The sequence below is a fragment of the Sphingobacterium siyangense genome, from assembly GCF_023277505.1.
Classification (GTDB): Bacteria; Bacteroidota; Bacteroidia; order Sphingobacteriales; family Sphingobacteriaceae; genus Sphingobacterium; species Sphingobacterium siyangense.
The window spans coordinates 3065902-3087713 of record NZ_CP080574.1 but is presented as its reverse complement, the minus strand read 5'-3'; the positions used below and the strand labels follow the sequence as shown (position 1 = coordinate 3087713).

The following is a 21812-nucleotide window of genomic DNA, read 5'->3' as shown; positions in this document are numbered from 1 at the left end:
TATAAAATTATTTTTCAAAAAGACTACTAGATAGGTCGTCTTTTTGAAAAATAATTCTTTTGAACAAGTTATGGGTTTATTCTTATAGCGATTATTCGCCGCTTTCTTTAGCTGCCAAGTATCTTTCAGCTTCCAAGGCTGCCATACAACCTGTACCTGCAGCAGTGATTGCTTGACGGAAGATATTATCCTGAACATCACCACAAGCAAAAACACCCGGTATGTTTGTCGCAGTACTATCTGGTTTTGTGATTAAATAGCCTGTTTCATCCATATCCAGTACACCTGTAAAAAGCTCGGTATTAGGCTTATGCCCAATAGCAACGAAGAAACCTGTTACTTCTAGATCTTTTTCAGACTGGTCTTTATTGTTAATAACACGTATTCCGGTCACCACTTGACCATCTCCTAAAACCTCTTTTGCCTCAGAATTGTAGTGAACTTCAATATTTGGCGTATTCATCACGCGGTGCACCATTGCTTTTGAAGCACGGAACTCATCCCGACGAACCAACATATGTACCTTTGAGCATAATTTTGCAAGGTATGTAGCTTCCTCTGCCGCTGTATCCCCAGCACCTACAATAGCAACTTCTTGGTTTTTAAAGAAAAACCCATCACATACAGCACATGCTGAAACACCAAAACCGTTGTATTTTTGTTCAGATTCCAAGCCTAACCATTTTGCTGTAGCTCCTGTTGCAATAATCACAGTATCTGCGGTTACTTGTACTGTTCCATCGATCTCAACACGGTGTACCTCACCAGTAAAATCTACTTTAGTCACATATCCAAAACGCACTGAAGTTCCGAAGCGTTCAGCTTGCTCACGTAAATCTTCCATCATCACCGGTCCAGTAATACCTTTTGGATAACCAGGAAAATTGTCCACCTCAGTAGTCTGTGTCAATTGTCCTCCTGGAACAATACCGGTATAAACCACTGGTTTCATATCCGCACGTGCAGCATAAATTGCTGCAGTATAACCTGCTGGCCCCGAACCAATAATCAAACACTGTACATGCTCCACTTCTTGTTTGAATTCCATAATCCTTTTTCTAAGCTATTAATTAACGTTATTTTTTAAATTTATCTTGCAATCCTTTCAACATATCTAAAGAAATGTTCTGTGGCGCTTCTTCTTTTTGCTGATTGAATTCCTTTTTCGCAAGTTTTTTATCTTCTACAGAATGGGTGGATGCTGCTTTTGCTTTTTGCTCACTCTTTTCCTTTTTATACCGATTCCAGATATTCTCTAAGACCTTCTTGGTATACAATGGAAAATCACCATTCTGCATCCAAGCGTAGTAACTAGGCTCCTGCTCAAATACTTCAATAACAGGTTTTCCTTTATGTTTACCAAAATTAATCGTTTCCAATCCTTCCGCATTATATACAAGACGTCCGGCAAAATCCACTGGCTTGCTTAGATTGGTAAATGCATGAAGGGCTTCGACATCGTTCACTACCGGATAAGAGACTACACCATGTTTATCTTCAAATGCTGCCCCCTCATATTTCGTCAACTGTGCTTTCAATACTTCATATGTTGCGCGAACATCAGCTTCAGCCGTATGTGCATTTTCAAGATTTTCATTGCAGTAAAACTTGTATGCCGCTTTCAAGGTTCGTTGTTCCATTTGATGGAAGATGTTTTGAACATCTACAAATGCCCTTCCCTCCAATGAAAAATCAACGCCTGCCCGCAAAAACTCTTCCATGAGCATAGGGACATCGAATTTATTGGAATTATATCCCGCCAGATCTCCATCCGCAATAAAAGCCGCAAGCTCCACTGCTATTGCTTTAAAATTAGGAGCATCCTTCACGTCCTCATCATAAATACCGTGAAAAAAAGAGGATTCCGCGGGAATAGGTATTTCTGGATTGATCTTCTTTGTATAGACTGTTTCTTCACCATTGGGCATCACTTTCAAAAATGATACCTCGACAATACGATCGGTCGCCACATTAACACCTGTAGTTTCCAAATCGAAAAATACCAATGGTCTTTTTAATTTTAATTCCATGCTGGATAATACGCTTTTTTATCAAAAACCAAAAATACAAAGTAGTATTGGATTTTTGTAGTCTAAGAAATTTAATTTACAACCGCTTGATGAACTGATTCAGTTTGACTGATTTTCCCTACAACAACTTTCACCATTGCGTCAAAGTCCAGGTATTTATTGGCAAGGTCGCGCACCTTCTCCGGCGACATGTTTCGGATCTGTTCCATATAATAGGAATAATACGTTAATGTCATCCCATTTAACAAAACACTTTTAAACTTGTCCGCATGCGAAAAGATACTTTCCAATGAACCCAACATAGAACCTTCCATATAGGTTTTAACGAGATTCACCTCTTCTTCGGAGGCCAATGATGTTTTCAACAAATTGATCTCCTTTTCTATTTCTGTCAGGGTTGCATGCGTTACATCTACTCCTACTTCGGTTACAATAGTCATAAAACCAGTATGCTTCAAGGTTGCGACAGCCGAACCAATACTATAGGTATACCCTTTTTCTTCACGAATATTTCGCATCAGACGGGAACCAAAAAAACCACCTAATAAAGTATTGACAAACTGTAGTGCAGGATAATCAGGATGTGTCCTTCCAATCGTCTGGCAACCTATACGAATGGCAGACTGCAATGCATTTTCTTTTTCCTCGTAAACCAAATCATTAGATCCTTGTGCCAAAACTGGTCCATCCAAAGATGAGTCAATAGCTACTCCCTTCCAATCTACACCAAAAATTTGTTCCAGTTCTTGCAATAGCTCATCCGAAACATTACCTGAAACAATTAAGGTACAGTTGCTAGGAACTATTTCCCGCTTATACAATTCGATCAACTGCGCACGTGTAATCGCATCATAATCTTCCAGTTTTGGTGTACGCCCGTAACGATTATACTTACCAAAGATCAAGTTATAGAATTTACGTCGCGCCAGATAATCATTTTTCTGCATAGAAACTTGAAACTTTTGCTTGTTATTACGTAAATAGGTATCCAATTCTTGTTGCGGAATAGACGCCTCTGTCAGAATATCTTTTACCAGAGGCAAAAGGACCTGACTATGTCTATTCAATGTATAAAGCGACAGCGAAGTTACGTCAAAAGAATATTCAGGGACAAGAAATGCACCATAGAAATCTACTTTATCAGCAATCTCTGCACTGGACATGGTATTTGTCCCCTCTTTAAGTAAGGCGCTTAAAGCACTATTTAACAACGGGTTTTCAATCTGCCCGTCAGGATAGGTATTCTCAAAGATCCATTCTATTCGCACCAGCTCCTGCTCGGGCGACTGGAAAACATAGACAGGCAATCCGTTTTCAAACTGCTTCTTGATTGGCTCTTTCAAACTTATATTTCCAATTTCACGGAACTCAGGTGCTTTGGTTCTATCCAACATGTACAGCCTCCTCTTCTTTTGATTTATACATTAATATAGAAGCATTCTCCGGTCTAAAAATAGCCTGAGCTTGCTGTTGAACTTCCTCGGCACTCACCGACAAATATTTTGAGACCTCCGTGTTAATGCCATCTGCATCACCCAATAACTCATGGAAAGCCAAGTTCATGGCTTTATCCAAAATAGATAGTTCCGCAAAAACATTTGTCGATTCGATCTTATTCTTTACTTTTTCCAATTCAGCTGCAGGTACCAACTCGGATTTTATGACCTCCAATTCGGCCCAGACTGCACGTTCAGCTTCTTCTAACGAGATGCCTTCCGATGGTTTTCCTTCAATAACAAAAAGGTTATTGTCGATACTTCCCATGACATAGGCGTTTATTTCACTAAATAGCTGCCCCTCTTTTACCAATCGACGATACAAACGTGAAGAAGATCCTCTTGATAAAATATCCGATAAAAGATCCATTGCGAAATACCCTTCTTCCAATCTTGCGGGGCCATGAAATGCCATGTAAAGTGCATCTAAAGGCACTTCTGCCCAAGTAGTCGCCCGCCTTATCTCCTCTTGCGCCGGCTCTTTAGGCAATTGACGATTATATTTTTCGCCAGCCTCAATATCGCCAAACCACTTTTGGGTCAAAGCCTTTACTTCTTCAAAATGTACATCTCCAGAAACAACCATAATTGCACTCTGTGGATTATAATGTAATTTGAAGAAAGCTTTTACATCTTCCATGGTAGCCTCTTCAATATGGCTTAACTCTTTTCCGATGGTCGCCCAGCGATACGGATGTACCTGATAAGCTAATGGACGCAATTTTAACCATGCATCACCATAAGGTTGATTCAAATAACGCTGTTTGAACTCCTCACTCACGACATTTCGTTGCACCTCAAGGCTCTGTGCTGAAAAAGCCAGACTTAACATCCGGTCGGACTCAAGCCACAATGCTGTTTCGAGATTTGAAGAAGGCAAGGTAATGTAGTAATTTGTGATGTCGTTGCTTGTAAAAGCATTATTTTCACCACCTACTTTTTGCAATTCGGTATCGAAGTTAGGAATATTGATACTTCCACCAAACATCAGGTGTTCAAATAAGTGTGCAAATCCGGTCTGTTCCGGAGACTCATCCCTCGCGCCGACATCATACAAGATATTGACACAAGCCATGGCCGTATTATGATCCTCGTGTACCAATACACGCAGGCCGTTTTCTAACGTAAATTTTTGATAAGAAACCATCTGATTTTTCTTCGATGTTTTTAAATCCAGTTTATACCTTTTCGTAGTAAAGCTAAGGTTTTGGCTTCTTCTGAGCCTTCTTCAGGACGATAATCGTACACCCAATTGGCCTGGGCAGGAAGACTCATCAGTATCGACTCAATTCGACCATTCGTTTCAAGTCCAAATTTAGTCCCCGAGTCCCATACCAGGTTAAATTCGACGTAGCGTCCGCGACGAATTAATTGCCAATTTTTTTGTTGATCAGTAAAGGCTTTATGTCGATTTTTCTCCACCAAAGCGGTGTAGGTTGGTGCAAACGTACGGCCTAGATCACACGAAAAAGCAAAAATATCCTCCATGCTCATCCCTGTTTTTTCAGTATTCAACTTATCGTAAAATACACCTCCTATTCCCCGTGTTTCCTGGCGGTGTCTGATATAAAAATAATCATCCGCCCAATTTTTAAATTTTTCATAGAAAGTAGTATCATGACGATCACATACATCTTTCAGCTGCTGATGAAAATAACGGGCATCCTCTTCATCGACATAATGCGGCGTTAAATCGATTCCACCACCAAACCAACGAATCTGATCGTTTAGTTCAAAATAGCGGATATTCATGTGTATAATAGGGACTAAGGGATTATTGGGATGAATGACGATGGATACTCCGGTCGCAAAAAAATCATCTTCTTCTACAGCAAATGATTTCTTGATTGCTTCGGGTAATTTGCCATAGACAGACGAAAAGTTAACACCTCCCTTTTCCAAAATTTGACCATTCTGAATGATCCTGGTACGACCTCCGCCACCACCTTCACGTTCCCACAATTCTTCTTCAAAGCGCGCCGATCCATCTAATTTCTCCAACGCCTGACATATTTCGTCCTGAATTTCTTTATAAGCTAAAGCAATCGCTTCTTTTGTTATCATCTACTCTATTGCTACTTTATTATGTTAATTTTTCGCTTAATGCTTGAATAATTTTAGATGCAGGAAGGTGTTCATACAAAATTTGGTGCACGGCATCGCATATTGGTAGTTCCACTGCATATTTTTTTGCATATTCCTGAATACATGCCGAAGCGTAATACCCTTCTGCCACCATATTCATTTCCAATTGGGCAGATTGTACGCTGTAGCCCTTTCCAATCATATTTCCAAAGGTTCTATTTCGGCTGAATTGAGAATAGGCTGTTACCAATAGATCCCCTAAATAAGCCGAAGTATTCACATCCCGGGAAGTATCACCGTCCACTTTACCGACGAAACGACGCATTTCGCGAATTGCATTGGATACTAACACCGCTTGAAAATTATCACCATAACCCAAGCCATGACAAATACCACCAGCTAACGCATATATATTTTTCAATACTGCACCAAATTCTATCCCTAGAACATCTTCCGACAGAATCGTCTTAATGACCCTCGAAGATAAAAAGGAAGCAACCAATGCAGCACTATCTAGGTTTTTACAGCCGAACGTTAAATAAGACAGTTTGCCTAAGGCAACTTCCTCCGCATGGCATGGACCACCAACCACACAAATCTGCTCAATATCTACCTCATAACGTTGCTCCAAAAACTCACCGATAATCAAATTATCTTTGGGAATAATCCCCTTAATGGCCGAAACGACAATTTTATTTCTAAAATCTTCCTTCGTCACATTTGCCAGTGCATCCTTCAAATAAGCCGCAGGCGTATTTAAAATGACAATGTCCGAATTCGTAATTACATTTTTTGCATCGGTATCAATCGTCGTAATACTAAGATCAACCGAAACACTGCTCAGGTAAGTCGGGTTGTGTTTGAATTTTTGAATATATTCTGCATCTTCTTCCTTTCTTACCCACCAAAAAATATGCTTGTCTTGGTCATTTTCGCATAGCATCTTGATCATAGCCGTAGCCCAACTTCCGCTACCAATTATACCAATCTTTTTCCCCTGCATGTCTTTAATTTGTTTTCGATAGCAAATATACTTATTTACTCCTTAGATATACGATTCACGCGGTGAGATATGATACTTTCGTTACTTTCTAAGTGAATAAGCGTTGCCAAAAGCCTATTTTCAAACCGACATAATATTCTTTATCTTCTAATTTCACGGGGTAAACAGTAATAAAATCATGCTGGTCAGGATTACCTCTACCTGAAATTAAATCAAATTCGTGGCGATGAAAAGGACAGATTACTTTTCCACGCTCACACCAGCCATTTTTCAGTGGTGCTCCAGCATGAGGGCATTTTCGGGAGAAAGCAAAGAGTTTGTCTTCAAACCACGTTATGCAAATAATTTTTCCACCGAATTCATGTTCGCTGATGCCCTGATTTTTCAGAAAATCGGCATGTTCAATTTTGTACCAATGAACCATTCGACAAGATAGCTAAAAATTACAGTGAATTTTCTATCTTTGTGCAATTTCAAAAATTTGCACTATATATGGCTTTACAATGCGGTATCGTAGGTTTACCAAACGTCGGTAAATCAACATTATTTAACTGTTTGTCGAACGCGAAAGCGCAAGCGGCTAACTTTCCATTTTGTACAATTGAACCAAATGTTGGGGTAATTACCGTACCGGATGCCCGTCTCAATAAATTAGCTGAATTAGTCAACCCACAACGTGTTGTTCCAAATACAATCGAGATCGTCGACATCGCAGGTCTTGTAAAAGGAGCTTCGAAAGGTGAAGGCTTAGGCAACCAATTCTTAGGAAATATTCGTACGACCAATGCTATTATTCACGTTTTAAGATGTTTTGACGACGGAAACGTGATCCACGTTGATGGTTCGGTAGACCCGATCAGAGATAAAGAAATCATTGACACCGAATTACAGCTTAAGGATTTGGACACTGTTGTTAAACGTATCCAAAAGGTTGAAAAAATGGCTAAAACAGGCGGCGACAAAGACGCAAAAAGAACATTTGACATCCTATCGATCGTTAAAGATCATCTTGAGGCAGGCAAATCTGCACGAACTGCAGCGATTGAAGCTGAAGATTTTGAGTTTATTCAGGATTTAGCATTATTGACCGCTAAACCTGTACTTTATGTATGTAATGTAGATGAAGGCTCCGTCAACACAGGAAACGCTTATGTCGAACGTGTTAAGGAAGCTGTAAAAGACGAAAAAGCAGAAGTATTGATTATCTCTGCGCAGATCGAATCCGAAATTGCACAACTGGAAAGCTACGAAGAACGCAAAATGTTCTTAGATGACCTTGGCCTTGAAGAATCTGGCGTACACAAGCTGATCCGCGCCGCATATTCGCTTTTAAATCTGGCAACTTATTTTACTGCTGGTGTACAAGAAGTCCGCGCTTGGACGATTGAGAACGGATTTACAGCACCTCAGGCTGCAGGTGTCATCCACACAGATTTCGAAAAAGGATTTATCCGCGCTGAAGTAATTAAGTATGACGATTTCGTCACACTTGGCTCCGAAAATGCAGTAAAAGAAGCTGGAAAATTATCAGTGGAAGGAAAAACATATATTGTCCAAGATGGCGATATCATGCACTTCCGTTTTAACGTATAACCATCCCGCCTGTTCAAACAGGTGAACATAAAAAAGAGGCGAACACTTTTGAAGTGCTCGCCTTTTTTAAGTTTTAATCTTCTCCCTTTTTATTGTCAAAACTATGCCCCACCTAGCGGACGGGCTATTATCAAATTCGCCCTGTAAGCACAGTGAGTCCACGTTGAGTCCACGTTGAGTCCACCTTTTTGTTGTACAGTCACCATGCTTTCACCGTAGTCGAACCCCGCTCGCAGGGCGAAGTAAACACCTCACTGTTGTCAAGCAGCTCCATAGAAGCCTCTACTAAAAACACTTTTACGTTAAGCAAGAATTACACGACTTGCTATTTAACAAAATAGCGATGCTCAATCACCTCTACTTTTTTGATATCCTTATCTTCTAATACTTTCTTAACATCACAATGACCCGTTACGCCACGATAGATCAAAGCTCCACCAAGGGTTAGTCCAGACAATCCAGTAAGTGGGGATTTAAACAGTTTTTTAACACCCAAGCCCAATATGAATCCGCCGGCAATCACCGACAGAACACGCTCAGAGGTGCCAATATTTTCTTCGATACAATCGTCTTCGATCTTCGTTTTTATCTTATCAAATGCAAAGTTTAGTAGGTTACTCATAATTATCTCTATTTTTTTTTCGTCTATGTTATAAACAAATGGTGTCCTAAAAAAGTTTAGGAATAGAATAATAGTTTTTTATGTTGTTTCTCCGACGACATCTCTTATATTCGTATTTAACAAATTAGAAATACATGCAAATCAAAAAATATTCCGGTGAATTAGTTCCATTTAATGGTGACTCGCTACGCCATTCGCTTTCTCGTTCGGGTGCCAATGCTGACCAGGTCAACCAGGTCTACGATAAGGTACTCAACGAAATATATGATGGCATTTCAACAAGAGAGCTCTATCAGCTGGCCTTTGACACGTTGAAAACAGTACGAAATTCCTTTGCCGCACGCTATAGCCTTAAAAAAGCTCTGCGTGAACTTGGTCCGGAAGGCTTCTACTTCGAAAAATACATTGCTCACCTATTGCGATCCATCGGCTATGAAAGCACCACGGGACAGACCGTGCAGGGGCATGCTGTTTCGCATGAATTGGACGTTGTCGCCTATAAGGACGGCAAACTCATTACCGCGGAATGTAAATTTCGAAACGATATTGACGCTAAAATATCGGTCACAACGCCGATGTATTATCTTTCCAGATTCAACGATATTAGCAATATCAAGTATCAGTTTTTTGGGAAGCAGCTGCAGTTTCAAGAAGGCTGGCTGATTACCAATGCTTACTTCACCTCCGATTCGATTGATTTTGCTAAATATTATAATATCAACCTGCTCTCTTGGGATTACCCCAAAGAAAATAGCATTAAAAAAAGAGTAGATAAAGCAGTTTTTTATCCGGTCACTTGTCTAACAACTCTTTCAGACCTTGAAGAACAACAACTGCTCAAAAATCAGCTTATTTTAGTGAAAGATATCGTCAGTAATCCCGAAAAATTGGATCTCCTAAACTTAACAAAAGAACGGAAAGAAAAGGTTTTAAATGAGGCTCGAGAACTCATAAACTATCAAGTGGAAGAAGAGTATTAATAACATACTAAAAAAGCGTTATGTATACCTGTTTGAACAGATAGACATAACGCTTTTTTAGTAATCGATAATATTCTTACAGCTTGGTTGGATGATAGATCTTGCCATATTTTGCAAGCCCGCTTAAATCTGTTTTTTCCCAAAATATGCCATAAATAGCCGCTCCGGAACCTGACATAGAAGCATAAATCGCTCCTTTTTGATATAAAGTTTCTTTGATTTCTTTCAACAATGGGTAACTCTCGAAAATACCGTCCTCAAAATCATTTCGAATATGAAACTTCCATTCTTGGATAGGCAAACGAATTGCTTCTTCCAAATTAACTTCGGGTACCTTAGGTTGTACACCAGCATAAGCTTCAGCTGTAGAAATATGAATATTGGGCATAATGACTGCAATATGGTAGCCATCCAAACTTAGATTTAAGTCTTTAAAATCAGTCCCAATGCCTGTTGCAAAAACAGGATTATTTGCAATAAAAAATGGGCAATCGGCTCCTAACTTTGCGGCATACCCCGCTAGTTGCTCTTCTGTAAGATTCAATTGAAAGAGCGTATTGAGCCCTTTCAAAACAAAAGACGCGTCGGCAGAACCGCCCCCTAAGCCTGCTCCAATCGGAATTTGTTTGATCAAATCAATTGAAACGGGCGGAATGCCATAATCTTTTTCCAACAATTCAAAAGCTCTTATACAAAGGTTATTACGGAGATTTCCTGGGATATGTTCTCCTTGAATATTTAGTGTTGTCTCCGTAGCAGTCGTATCCAATAATTCGATAATATCGTAAATTGGAAGTGGATAAAAAACACTGTTCAGCTCATGATATCCATCCGTACGCTTGGCAATTACTTGCAGTCCAATGTTTAGTTTAGCGTTTGCAAAAAGTATCATGTGAAATGCTCTAAATCGTATATTTTTAAATTAATAACTTACCAATGAAAAGATATTATCACTGAATCTGGATAATCTTCCTTTCGCCTTTAGGAAGTCTAAAGAGATGATAAAACTATAAGCGACGATCTCGCCACCAAGTCTTTCAATAAGTTTACTGGCAGCAACGACGGTACCCCCCGTTGCTAAAAGGTCGTCGTGAACCAATATGCGGCTTCCTTTTTCAAAAGCATCTTCATGGATTTCAATCGTTGCTTGGCCGTATTCCAATGCATAAGATTCAGACACGGTCTTAAAAGGTAATTTACCTTGTTTTCGAATTGGAATAAAAGGCAAGCCCAGCCTATTGGCAAGTAAAAATCCAAATAGAAAACCCCGGCTCTCAATTCCAGCAATAGCATCTATCTCTATTCCTTGCAATTGATCAATAATCGCATCAACCATTTCGCTACACAATGCCGCATCTTTCAACAAAGGGGTAATATCTTTAAAGACAATACCAGGTTTAGGAAAATCCACAATATCCCGGATTTCCAGTTTCAATTTATCTTGAATCATTCTCAAATATTAAATAAGGCGCAATCTTCGCAATCGCAAGATCTGAAAGTGTTCCTATTTTTGTCAAATCTTCTATATTGACATAACTTCCATGTTGATCCCGATAATTGACGATTAGTTTCGCATCTTTAGGGCTAAGATACGGATGTTTAGCCAATGAATTTGCATCAACTTTATTAATATTGATTTTTTTGATTCCATCTAAATTAGCTACAACAATATAGTCTTTAATTAGATCATACGTTTCAGCCGTAACTCCATAAACCTCCTTTAACTGTTCTATACGATAGAAACCACCAAGAACATCTTTATATTTCAAAATGCGTTTGGATAGAATTGAGCCTATCCCTTTAAGACTGATTAATGCCGTGGTATCACAGGTATTAATATCGATAAGTTCAGCTTTATTTCTTTCAAATTTATCATACAGCAAAGGCGCTCTGTCCTGTTGTTTCGTTCGTTCCGAATCGGGAATTGTTTTTATTTGGATGTAAGGCTCTAATCTCTTGTAAAGTCGATCATTAATGGAGTAGATTTTCTTCAGATCGGTTTTTACCTTAAATCGCCCCCCCTTTTTTTCATAATTTTTCAGTACTGCAATCTGTTTATCAGAAAGTCCCAACTTATGCCAGTCAGCGTGAGGTAAATTATTTGGATCAAAATAAAATAGCTTTTCATCATCTAAATCTGTAGTCGGCGAGATGGATACAACACTTTCGTTTTTATTCACATAGGGGCTATTAAACTCCTGTTTGTTGGGTGTACTGGAAATCTCTATAGAATCGTGAAAGGACTGTTCAAAAAGTTTGGCCTGATTTGGAATAGGATCTCTCGTATTACGTTTAATCAGCGTATAAATCGTCGCAAACAAAACGATAATCACCAAAATAATGAAAAATCCATTTTGTTCTGTTTTACTAAATTTAAAATAAGCCAATAGCCTTTTCATAAGCCGCTAACAATTGGGTTGTTTAAATTTAATAAATTATAAGGAAAATAAAAAGGGAATTATTAAAAAACAATTCCCTTTTTATTAATTATTATCTACAAAGAGATTTATAACTTTGACTTATCAACTTTTTCAACTTGACTACCGTCTTTTAAGGTTTTGGAAATCGCATCAAATGGTCTAGAAACGACCTCGTCTCCTTTTTTAAGTCCTGAAGTAACAATGATATTTTTATCGTCCTGAATACCTGTCTTAACCAAAACCTGCTTAACTATTTTATCTTTTAGGACAAATACATATTCATCAACTTTCTTATTTGTATTTGTAGAGTCTTTATCGTCAGAGCGCACGGTTACCGATTGAATCGGTACAACCAGTCCTTTATCGTGTTTTGTAAATATCTGAACTGTTGCAGACAAACCCGGTTTAAATGGCGATGCCACATTCTCTTTCATCAAGTCTTGATACGATTCTGCGCTGATGCGAACTTTTACATTAAAATTTGTCACCTGATCTGTCGATGATGTCGCCGTAGTTGTCGTTGCGATGTTTTTAGACGAGCTAGCGATTTCGGTCACAACACCTTTAAACTTTCTGTCCTTAAAAGCATCGACTTCAATCTCAGCTTGATTCCCTACTCTTACATTGTTAATATCATTTTCATTTACATCGACATTAACCTCCATCGAACTCATATTGGCGATACGCATAATTTCTGTACCTGCCATCTGCGCCGTTCCAACCACACGCTCTCCCTTTTCGATAGACAAGAGAGAAATGATGCCATCTGATGGCGCGTAAATTGTCGTCCGATTTAAATTATCTTGTGCTTCTTTTACTGAGGCTTGTGATTGATCAATACCATATTTTGTAGAACGTACAGTCTCTCTTTGTGCTTGGATAGAAGCCTGTGCTGCATGATATTCTGCCGAACTTTTATCCATTTCTGAGGCAGAAATAACACGTTTTTCAAAAAGTTCCTGATTCCGTTTATAGGTAGCAGCTACATTTTTGAAGTTTTCTTCCTGTTGTTTTAATTGCTGTTGCGCAGCGGCTAAATTGGCTCGCTGTGAATTCATTGCTGCAACAGATCGATCATAACCAGATTGCAAAATATCTGGTTTGATCCGACAGAGTACTTGTCCTTTTTTAACAAAATCACCCTCTTTAATATTAAGTTCTACAACCTCTCCAGATACCTCTGAACTCAGTTTAACCTCCACTTCAGGCTGAATCTTCCCACTTGCAGAAACTAATTCATCAACATCCATCTCTTTTACTACATCCACCGCGACTTTGGTAATCTCTCCTTTGCCAAACCAGCCTGCTTTAAAACCTATAAAACCAAGGACTACCAAGAGCACAACTATTATTAATATAATTTTTCCAATGCTACGTTTTTTCTTTGCCATTTCTTTTGTTAAATCAAATAGGTTAATTGTTATCGAATTGAATTGGATTTCCGAGGTAATAATCAATGATCTTTGATCTGAATATTACGTTATATTTTGCTTGAATAAGGTCAAATTCGGCCTTATTTCGTTCCGTTTGAGCAGTAAACAACTCCAGTGAATTCGCCATACCAATATCGTAACGTTCTTTTGTCGCCTTAAATGCTGTTTCAGCACTTTCAAATGCGACGGTAGCCGAGCTATAGCGTTGTTTGGCCGCATTCACATCCAATACAGCCTGATTAACGGCCTTGTTTAAGTTATTTTTTGCCAATTGCTCGGAGGCTTCAGCCTGTTTTAAACCGATCTTTGCCTTGGCCACATTTACTTTATTCTGATTTCTTGAAAAAATTGGAATAGCAAGAGATAAACCGGTAAAAAAAGACTTGTTATCCGATATCTGTTGGCCAAAAGGCACTCTAAAAAGGGTCGCAGGATCCAATGGATCTGTTTGCCTTGTTGTCGCAGATGAGTAATTCGTTCCATAACTCACGTTCAAATTGAGTGTCGGATAATAGCCCCCCTTTGCAATATCGATTTGTTTCAATGCGACCTCTTTATCCAATGCAGACTTATGAATATCCGGCTGCAATGTGAGCGCTTTCTGGTAGACATCCACCGCATTTTTATCCACTGCATGAACCAATATAGATTCCAAGCTTGGACGTTCCAAGGAAATAGGCGTTTCAGGAGGCATTTCCATCAGCTGCTTCAAGGTCAACAAAGACATTTCGTATGAATTTTTCAAATTAACTTTGTTCAATTCATTTGTAGCAACCTGATTTTTTGATTTGGCAAGATCGGCAATCGTTTTATTACCAACTGCAAACTGGATGGAGTCCAGTGAAAATTGCTGTTTCGACAAAGCGATCTGGTCTTCACTCGCAACCATCATCTCATGATTGGTAATAGCTTCCAAATAATTAACCAGCACATTGAGCACAAGGTCATTCTTGATCTTATCCACCTGAGTCGCCGTAGACTCCAGTTGCAACTTATTCGCTTTGATCTGATTGATCTGTTGAAAGCCCTGAAATAAATTGACACTTGATCCCACCGAGCCACTGGTTCCTTTTGTCCAGGTGTTATTGACGATTCGTCCGGAAGTTAAATCGAAACCAAAGCCATAACGAAAACTTTGATCCACGCTAGCACTCAGGTTCGGCAATAAATTACTTTTTGCCTGAAACAAGTCCTGCTCAGCAAGATCTTTGTTCAGCGCCGCTTGTTTTATCTGTACGTTCCGTTCCAATGTCATACGAATGGCTTCTGCCACTCCTACAACCTGTTGGGCTTGAACCAAATCGTTAGTTCCTAGAAATAACCCAGTAAATACTACTGCAGAATAATAAAATCTTTTCATGTCCATATGTAGAACCATACATTTTTTTTTAGATTTGAACTTCATTTATCGGTTATGTATTTTGTCAAATCTCCATTTTTCCTTAGATGGCTATATCCCAAATCAATATGGAATATGCCACGTCATGAAAAAAAAGTCTATCTTACTTTTGACGATGGTCCAATTCCTGAAATTACACCTTTTATACTCGATATCCTAAAAAAATATCAGGCAAAGGCAACATTTTTTTGTGTTGGTGAAAATATTAAAAAAAATCCACATTTGTTTCAACGAATTTTAGATGAAGGGCATCAGGTAGGCAACCATACCTACAACCACCTCAAAGGCTGGGAAACAAATGATGAGCAGTATTTGGCAAATGTTGCGAAATGCCAGGAACTGACCCAGACTGATCTTTTTCGTCCGCCTTATGCCCGAGCAACAAAATCCCAACTCCGCCAACTCTATAAAAAATACCGAGTGATCATGTGGGATATTATGTCGGGTGATTTTGATCCGAATTTAAGTCCCCAGAAATGCCTGGAAAACGTTCTGTCCAACATTAAAAATGGCTCTGTTATTATTTTTCATGATAATATCAAAGCCATTCCTCGTGTCGAATATGTTCTACCTAAAACAATAGAGTTTTTATTAAAAAATCACTATCAGCTTTCGAGAATAGATTAAGGTTTACTTCTAACAAACGTCACCTCAGATTCGTAATATTTACCTACACTGACACTGAAATACCCCAGTGCATTGTTGCTTAAATTTGAAATCGGATTAGCTGGCGAAGCCGAACCAGGATTAATCATTTGAAAACTATTCCAGTAATTGTAGGCGCCTACATCGATACATTGACGTAGGATACGCACACGATCACCAACTTTCAAATCTCTATCGCGGTCGACAATATCATGCTGCACTTCTAAGCCATTGTTATACTTATCGTCAAAGACATCAATAAAACGTAATTTACCTCCATTGACCGACATTTTATACTTATAATAGTTACCTTTTTCCGGTGGATCGATAAATACGAGGGTCGGATAGTAAATTGTATCAGTAAAAATAATTCGCTCTGAAAGCCCTATAGAATCCACATCCACATAGCTGGGAACCTTTGATACCCCTTGGATCTCCCTTCCATCAGCGGTCTTTACCTGCAACTGGTAAGTGACCTTTTCCTGTAACCGTAATGTTTTATTGGTATACAACCCATCAGCTCCCGCTTGAAACGTATAAGTGCGATTATTTTGCATATTCTTAACGCTCACCTCCGCATCTGTTATCGGAGAAAATAGAGAGTCTTTAATGCTTACAACCTTCTGTATACTAATCTCATGTTGCTGATCCGAAACCATCAAATCTGCGGTGATAACCAATTGACCTGTATTTTCGGGCAGTTCCAAATCTATTTTGTCTTCGCAGCTCCCTAAAGTAAATAATGCAACAGCTATAACTCCTAATATCTTCTTCATTCTTTGCTAAAATTTAAAATTCCAAGTAATCGATGGGATCGTCCCAAATAATGCTATCCGATAAATCTCGGTGACATTGGATTGCCCTTCTTTTTCTCTAAAGTCGATCAAATAAGCATTTTTTCGATTATAGGCATTATAGAGACCAAACGACAAGCTCGAGTAGCTATTCTTTGTCCGCTTAATATCATAAGTTGCTGCCAAATCCAGGCGGTGATAAGCAGGCATCCGCTGCCCATTTCTTTTATCGTAATAAAAGATCGTACGATCGTCAACAAAATATTTCCCCGCGGGCATCGTTACAGCATCTCCTGTATAGTATACGAAATTTGCACTTAAATTCCACTTCGGATTTAACTGATACTGCGCTACGATAGCTATATTATGCGTTTTGTCCTGACGTGCGTTAAACCATTGACCATCATTAATTTGTTCAAATTGCCGCTCACTTTTGGACAAAGTATAACTCAGCCAGCCGCTAAATCGCCCCAGTCTCTTTTTCAGAAACCATTCAATTCCGTACGCTCTGCCTTTTCCAAACAGCAATTCCCCTTCCAGCAGTTCATTTGCCTGTAGATCGGCGCCATTCCTATAGTCAATCTGGTTCTTTAAATCCCGGTAATAACCTTCGACAGAGAATTCATATCTGTTGGATGCAAAATTCCGAAAGTAACCCAGCGAATACTGATTGGATAGCTGGGGCTTAATCGTATTATTGCTCAACACATATTGATCGGTAGGGAGGCTGCTGGTTGTATTGCTCAATTGATGCAGATACTGAGCATTTGTATTGAAAGATGCCTTTACCGTCGTTAAATCATTGATAGCGTAGTTTAATGAAACGCGAGGTTCCAGATAGAAGTACTTTTTACCCAACTTGCCATTTCCCACATAGGTAGAATCTACGGCCTCACCTGCAGGATCGAAAGTATAAAATGTCCCTGGCCCCAATGTTGCATAAGCAGATGCCCTCAATCCATAGTTTAATTTTAAACGATCGGTAATAGACCAGTCATCGGTTAAATAAGCAGCAACATCAGCACCCTTGCGATGTTGAATTTGCAATGAATTCACCTTCGAATCTTCTCCCGCTTCGATACTTGCCGGTCGGATTTCCTGCAAGGCTGCCTGTAATCCAAATTTTAGATTGTGACGATCCGAAAGATTGTATTGAAAATCTTGTTTAAAATTATAATTAAAGATGTCTGAACGGATTTTAAAGTTGTTATCATCCTCAATCTTAACCTGATAATTGAATTTGCTAAAAATAAGCGTAGTATTGCTAAACAACCTATTGCTCCACACATGGTTCCAGCGCATGGTTCCAGTCGCATTTCCCCAATTGAAATCAAACAAATCATGATAAGCCATCGCATCCTTGCCGAAATATCCAGACAAGTAAAGTGTATTCTTATCATTGATGCGATAATTTAATTTTGCATTGAGGTCATAAAAAAAGAGCGCACTCTTCTTAATATTCTCATCACTTGAAAGCTTTAAGAAAAGATCGGCATAGGTACGTCTACCGGAGATCATAAATGAGCTCTTGCCTTTTTGAATCGGCCCTTCCAATTTAAGACGCGAAGCAATAAGACCCAAGCCACCCTCTACATTGAAATGCTGGTTGTTTCCATCCAAGGTGGTAATTTCCATGACCGATGATATTTTGCCTCCATATTGGGCTGGAACACCTCCCTTGTAGAAATTCACGTCTTTGATCGCATCGGAATTAAAGGTCGAGAAAAAACCAAACAAATGGGAACTGTTATAGACAGGAGCCTCATCCAGCAAAATCAGATTTTGGTCGCCACCGCCGCCGCGCACATAAAAATTGCTGCTTCCTTCCCCCCCACTGGTTACTCCCGGAAATAGCTGAATAGTCTTGAGAATATCCTTTTCTCCAAATAATACAGGAACTTTTTCGATTTCCTTAGGGCTAAATTGTGTCAACCCAGGGGTTAGATCCTTTATTGATTTGCGCCTATTTCCGGTTACGGTAACCTCAGCGAGCTGATTTTCCTCAGGCACCAACTGAATAATATAAGTGGAGTCCTTGTCAAGGTGGACAGAAAATGCTTTCGTTCGATAGCCTACAGATGATACTTCCATCCCTTTGCTGGCATCACGTACAGACAAACTAAAAAAACCATATTTATTTGAAGCGGTGGATTTTTTCTCTGTATCGTTTCTTATGACGGCGCCAATGATATTCTCACCGCTGATACTGTCCCTAACAAACCCAGAAATAGATTTAGACTGTTGACTATACGCTTGCTGCGCGCAGAACAAAATGGAAGAAAAACAAAATACAACCTTTATAGGTTTAAACATAATCAATTGAAGTCAAAAATTTTGCTGAAAATAATAAAAAAGCCTTACAATTTGTAAGGCTTAATAATAAGTTTATAATTTGTTAGTTAAGGTCTCTGTTTAACAAAAATAGCATTTTATTCATTTATGCCAAATATTTATCCATTTTTCTTTTCATTTTTCTTCGCTTGATCAAAATATCCCTTAAAAAAAGCCATTTGATAAACAATTGACCGAGACCAGTACTCCCAATTGTGTCCACCTTCACTTGTAACAAAGGTATGATTTATATTATGGTACATCAATTTATCGTGCAGTGCAACATTCACGGTATAGAAAAAATCTTCCTTACCGCAATCGATGATTAGGCGAAGTTTATTATTGATTAATTTGGGCACCATATTAATAACAACCCGATTATCCCATTCTTGCGGTACATCAGCGTAATTCCCAATGCGATCTTTAATTTCCCAGTTTAAGGGAAAAGGTCTAAAATCTACCCCACCAGCTGTACTTCCTGCAGCGCCATAGCTATCCTGATGTTTTATGGCTAGCGACAGCGCACCATGCCCACCCATACTTAATCCTGTAATTGCCCTTCCGCTCCGATCTTTGATCGTCGAATAATGCTGATCCATATAATCAATCAGCTCTTTGGACACAAAGGTTTCATATTGGTAGTTTTTATCATTCGCGACATCCCAGTACCAGCTTCCAAAACCACCATCGGGGCAAACGACCATATAACCATACTGATCCGCCAATGCGCTCACACTTGAATTTTTAACCCAATTGCTATAATTACCGGAATAACCATGCAACAGGTAAAGGACCGGATAACTGATTTTGTTCGAGTAATTTTGAGGAAGAATTACGACAGTCTTAATTGCTTTACCCATGGATGGGCTCTGAATGGACAGGGTGTCCACTTTAGCAGCAAAGGTGTTCGTGGGGGTACATAAAAATAAAACGAAGGCAATTAACATCAGTCTAATACCTCTTGAACAAAATTGGCAGTTTTCGATAGGCTCGGTTTGATGAAAATTATGCAGCGAATAACTGAAAATAGGTCTAGTGTTTATCATAAATTTATTGATTTCTTTCAAAAAAATAAAGATAGGATTTTAAACCAAATGGACGCTCGCTAATTGTATAAAATCCATTTCCCATGCTATCGAAAGCTATCGCTTCCCCTTGTGGCTCCACCTGATAAGGCAGAATAGCCGGCTTTTGTTGGAGTACCTGTTTCCAGGATTTACTCCGGTTCCTCTGCCAATAGAAAATATGGGTAATATTCTTTACAAGCAACTGTGTACCGGTCGGATCTATAGCGGCAGCAGTAGCAAAAGTAAATGGGAGCTCCGCTACGCTATTTAAGGTAAAATACTGCTGTTTAGAATTTGTAAATACCGCTGCGGAATAAACAGTCGATCGAAATTCACGTTTAGATATTACATACAACATTTTGTCTATTGGATCAATCATAATCGATTCGGCATCTAAACGTTTCTGGCCCGGAAATTTAAGAAAGATAGCCCGAATTGACTTTTTCGGAATAAGCCCAGGATCATCAGCCTGAGGCTCAGGAAATACATAAAGGCATGTCCAGGTCCTTTTCCCGGTATTGTTTCCGATGTCCGCAAGGACGAGAAAATAGGTGTCCCCAAATTTCACCCGATCGATATCCTCACAGTCGACGACAGATACCCCTTCGAGTGAAAATTTCTTCAGTAGTTTGGCCTGACGATCGATTAAATAGATAGTTGCACCATCACCACTATCATTATGCACCCAAAAATTGCCCTCCCGATAAGCCGGTGTGATACCCGACACCTCTTTCAGTTGTGGATCAGTCAATTCCCCAAGGGCAATTTGCGTTTTAAAATAATCCTTCCTATTTTGGCTGTAAACCTGCAGACTTAACAGAGAAAATACAAGTAGCAGGCACAGATTCACCCGTGCAATATTCATGTTTAAAGATACGTTTTTATTGATATTTACATGCTAATTATGAAGAAGCCTTCCACATACAGTTCATTACTCCTTTTTTTAACACTCTTACTCCCCTGTCAAAGCTTACTTGCCCAGAGCTCTTCATTTCGCGTAAAAGTAAAATCTGGTCTTCAGCAAACACCGCCGTATCTTGTGAAATACTACAACAGCAAAGATTGGGAGAAATTCTATGCCGAAATCTTGCAATTTGATTATGACCCAAAATTTGAATATGACATCAGGATCCTCAAACGTCAAAACGGTTCACATTCGACATATACCTTAGCCAAAACGATTACAAAATCACTATCGGAAAATACAGCGGTGGCCACATGGGAAGTTGGAGAAAACTACGTGAATGCCCAGAGCCTTGGCAAACTGAAATGTCTGCAGGTAAAATCTGACAAAAGGAATAAATGGGAGTACCTCACGTCAACAATTCAAGGATTCGATTACCAGGAGGGCTACCGTTACCGCATTCGCGTAAAACAAACGAAACAAAAAGATACAGACTCCGTCAGTTATAGTTTAATTGAAGTCCTGTCGAGAGAACGTGCAAACGAACTGCCCAGTGTGGCTGCATTTCTTGCCCGTTTTAAGTGGAATCTGCTTCAGTTAAATGGAAAGGATGTTAGCTCTAGCAAAGCAAGTATCGGGTTCGATGCCAAAAATAGTACGATTGCCGGCACAACGGGATGCAACAATTTTTGGGGAAATTTTGCCATTAAAGACGATAAAATCAGCTTTCTGCACCTAGCAAGCACCATGCGCGCCTGCAATGGCGTAAATATCGAAAATAACTTTTTTCAAATTTTTGAACAAAAACAAATTCAGTTTGACATAGCCGAACAAACCTTGAATTTATATAACGACAGAAAACTAGTAATGATTTTTGGCTTGGAGCGAGAATAAAAAAACACCCAAAGTCTGGGAGACTTTGGGTATCTTAGCCATATTATTAACCTATTTTATGAAAAGTATTTATGCCATTTGGAAATGACATAAACAAATATGTGAAATAAATCGGA

21 protein-coding genes are annotated in these 21812 nt (G+C 39.1%); 4 read left to right on the top strand and 17 right to left on the bottom strand.

Translation table 11 applies throughout. From position 1 onward, the window contains the following. Window positions 1–91 precede the first annotated feature (91 nt). From trxB to K2F45_RS12475, 7 genes are all read right to left on the bottom strand, one after another. Window positions 92–1048 carry a thioredoxin-disulfide reductase gene (gene trxB, locus K2F45_RS12505; protein WP_075992486.1) on the bottom strand — a complete coding sequence of 319 codons (957 nt, stop codon included), beginning with the start codon at window positions 1046–1048 and terminating at the stop codon, window positions 92–94. Window positions 1049–1076: 28 nt separating this feature from the next. Then, the gene (locus K2F45_RS12500) at window positions 1077–2030 is read right to left on the bottom strand and encodes a 3'-5' exonuclease (RefSeq protein ID WP_075992485.1); all 954 of its coding nucleotides are present in this window, start codon (window positions 2028–2030) and stop codon (window positions 1077–1079) included. Between the two features lie 71 nt (window positions 2031–2101). After that, window positions 2102–3424, bottom strand: coding sequence for a M16 family metallopeptidase (locus tag K2F45_RS12495; RefSeq protein WP_075992484.1), 1323 nt, complete (start codon window positions 3422–3424; stop codon window positions 2102–2104). Continuing rightward, window positions 3414–4673, bottom strand: a complete 1260-nt coding sequence (locus K2F45_RS12490; RefSeq protein WP_075992483.1) for a M16 family metallopeptidase — start codon at window positions 4671–4673, stop codon at window positions 3414–3416. The genes K2F45_RS12495 and K2F45_RS12490 overlap by 11 nt, the downstream gene beginning before the upstream one ends. 20 nt (window positions 4674–4693) lie before the next feature. Next, entirely contained in the window at window positions 4694–5590 is an 897-nt protein-coding gene (hemF, locus tag K2F45_RS12485) for an oxygen-dependent coproporphyrinogen oxidase (RefSeq protein ID WP_075992482.1), read from the bottom strand. 19 nt (window positions 5591–5609) lie between these two features. Beyond that, entirely contained in the window at window positions 5610–6614 is a 1005-nt protein-coding gene (locus K2F45_RS12480; RefSeq protein WP_070560849.1) for an NAD(P)H-dependent glycerol-3-phosphate dehydrogenase, read from the bottom strand. 88 nt (window positions 6615–6702) lie between these two features. Further along, window positions 6703–7038, bottom strand: coding sequence for a Rieske (2Fe-2S) protein (locus K2F45_RS12475; protein ID WP_075992481.1), 336 nt, complete (start codon window positions 7036–7038; stop codon window positions 6703–6705). A gap of 68 nt (window positions 7039–7106) precedes the next feature. Between K2F45_RS12475 and ychF the strand changes: the two genes are divergently transcribed. Next, window positions 7107–8207, top strand: coding sequence for a redox-regulated ATPase YchF (ychF, locus tag K2F45_RS12470; RefSeq protein ID WP_075992480.1), 1101 nt, complete (start codon window positions 7107–7109; stop codon window positions 8205–8207). Between the two features lie 325 nt (window positions 8208–8532). Here the strand turns inward: ychF and K2F45_RS12465 are convergent, their stop codons facing one another. After that, window positions 8533–8829, bottom strand: coding sequence for a YgaP family membrane protein (locus tag K2F45_RS12465; RefSeq protein WP_046676248.1), 297 nt, complete (start codon window positions 8827–8829; stop codon window positions 8533–8535). Window positions 8830–8963: 134 nt separating this feature from the next. Between K2F45_RS12465 and K2F45_RS12460 the strand changes: the two genes are divergently transcribed. After that, entirely contained in the window at window positions 8964–9809 is an 846-nt protein-coding gene (locus K2F45_RS12460; RefSeq protein WP_248933733.1) for an ATP cone domain-containing protein, read from the top strand. Between the two features lie 76 nt (window positions 9810–9885). Here the strand turns inward: K2F45_RS12460 and ispE are convergent, their stop codons facing one another. The 5 genes from ispE to K2F45_RS12435 form a co-directional block, all read right to left on the bottom strand. Continuing rightward, a complete protein-coding gene (gene ispE / locus K2F45_RS12455) occupies window positions 9886–10701 on the bottom strand; it encodes a 4-(cytidine 5'-diphospho)-2-C-methyl-D-erythritol kinase (protein WP_248933732.1) in 816 nt (271 codons plus the stop codon). A 30-nt stretch (window positions 10702–10731) separates the two neighbouring features. Then, the gene (locus tag K2F45_RS12450) at window positions 10732–11259 is read right to left on the bottom strand and encodes an adenine phosphoribosyltransferase (RefSeq protein ID WP_046676245.1); all 528 of its coding nucleotides are present in this window, start codon (window positions 11257–11259) and stop codon (window positions 10732–10734) included. Next, a complete protein-coding gene (locus K2F45_RS12445) occupies window positions 11246–12208 on the bottom strand; it encodes a ComEA family DNA-binding protein (protein ID WP_075992477.1) in 963 nt (320 codons plus the stop codon). The genes K2F45_RS12450 and K2F45_RS12445 overlap by 14 nt, the downstream gene beginning before the upstream one ends. Window positions 12209–12315: 107 nt before the next feature. Further along, the gene (locus K2F45_RS12440; protein ID WP_075992476.1) at window positions 12316–13620 is read right to left on the bottom strand and encodes an efflux RND transporter periplasmic adaptor subunit; all 1305 of its coding nucleotides are present in this window, start codon (window positions 13618–13620) and stop codon (window positions 12316–12318) included. Between the two features lie 22 nt (window positions 13621–13642). Beyond that, window positions 13643–15022, bottom strand: coding sequence for a TolC family protein (locus K2F45_RS12435; RefSeq protein WP_172840684.1), 1380 nt, complete (start codon window positions 15020–15022; stop codon window positions 13643–13645). A 114-nt stretch (window positions 15023–15136) separates the two neighbouring features. Between K2F45_RS12435 and K2F45_RS12430 the strand changes: the two genes are divergently transcribed. Further along, window positions 15137–15688, top strand: a complete 552-nt coding sequence (locus tag K2F45_RS12430) for a polysaccharide deacetylase family protein (protein ID WP_420833021.1) — start codon at window positions 15137–15139, stop codon at window positions 15686–15688. Here the strand turns inward: K2F45_RS12430 and K2F45_RS12425 are convergent. From K2F45_RS12425 to K2F45_RS12410, 4 genes are all read right to left on the bottom strand, one after another. Continuing rightward, window positions 15685–16482: a DUF4249 family protein gene (locus K2F45_RS12425; protein ID WP_075992473.1), complete on the bottom strand. Its 798-nt coding sequence runs from the start codon at window positions 16480–16482 to the stop codon at window positions 15685–15687. The two genes, K2F45_RS12430 and K2F45_RS12425, sit on opposite strands and share 4 nt — an antisense overlap. 6 nt (window positions 16483–16488) lie before the next feature. Further along, on the bottom strand, window positions 16489–18813 hold the full coding sequence (locus K2F45_RS12420) for a TonB-dependent receptor (RefSeq protein WP_075992472.1): 2325 nt from the start codon (window positions 18811–18813) through the stop codon (window positions 16489–16491). A 137-nt stretch (window positions 18814–18950) separates the two neighbouring features. Beyond that, on the bottom strand, window positions 18951–19877 hold the full coding sequence (locus tag K2F45_RS12415; protein ID WP_083663817.1) for an alpha/beta hydrolase: 927 nt from the start codon (window positions 19875–19877) through the stop codon (window positions 18951–18953). 4 nt (window positions 19878–19881) lie between these two features. Further along, window positions 19882–20763, bottom strand: a complete 882-nt coding sequence (locus tag K2F45_RS12410; RefSeq protein WP_248933730.1) for a hypothetical protein — start codon at window positions 20761–20763, stop codon at window positions 19882–19884. A 39-nt stretch (window positions 20764–20802) separates the two neighbouring features. On the opposite strand from K2F45_RS12410, the gene K2F45_RS12405 reads away from it, so the two are divergent. After that, window positions 20803–21696 (top strand): DUF4377 domain-containing protein, encoded by an 894-nt coding sequence (locus tag K2F45_RS12405; protein ID WP_248933729.1) that lies wholly within the window; start codon window positions 20803–20805, stop codon window positions 21694–21696. Window positions 21697–21812: the final 116 nt, after the last annotated feature.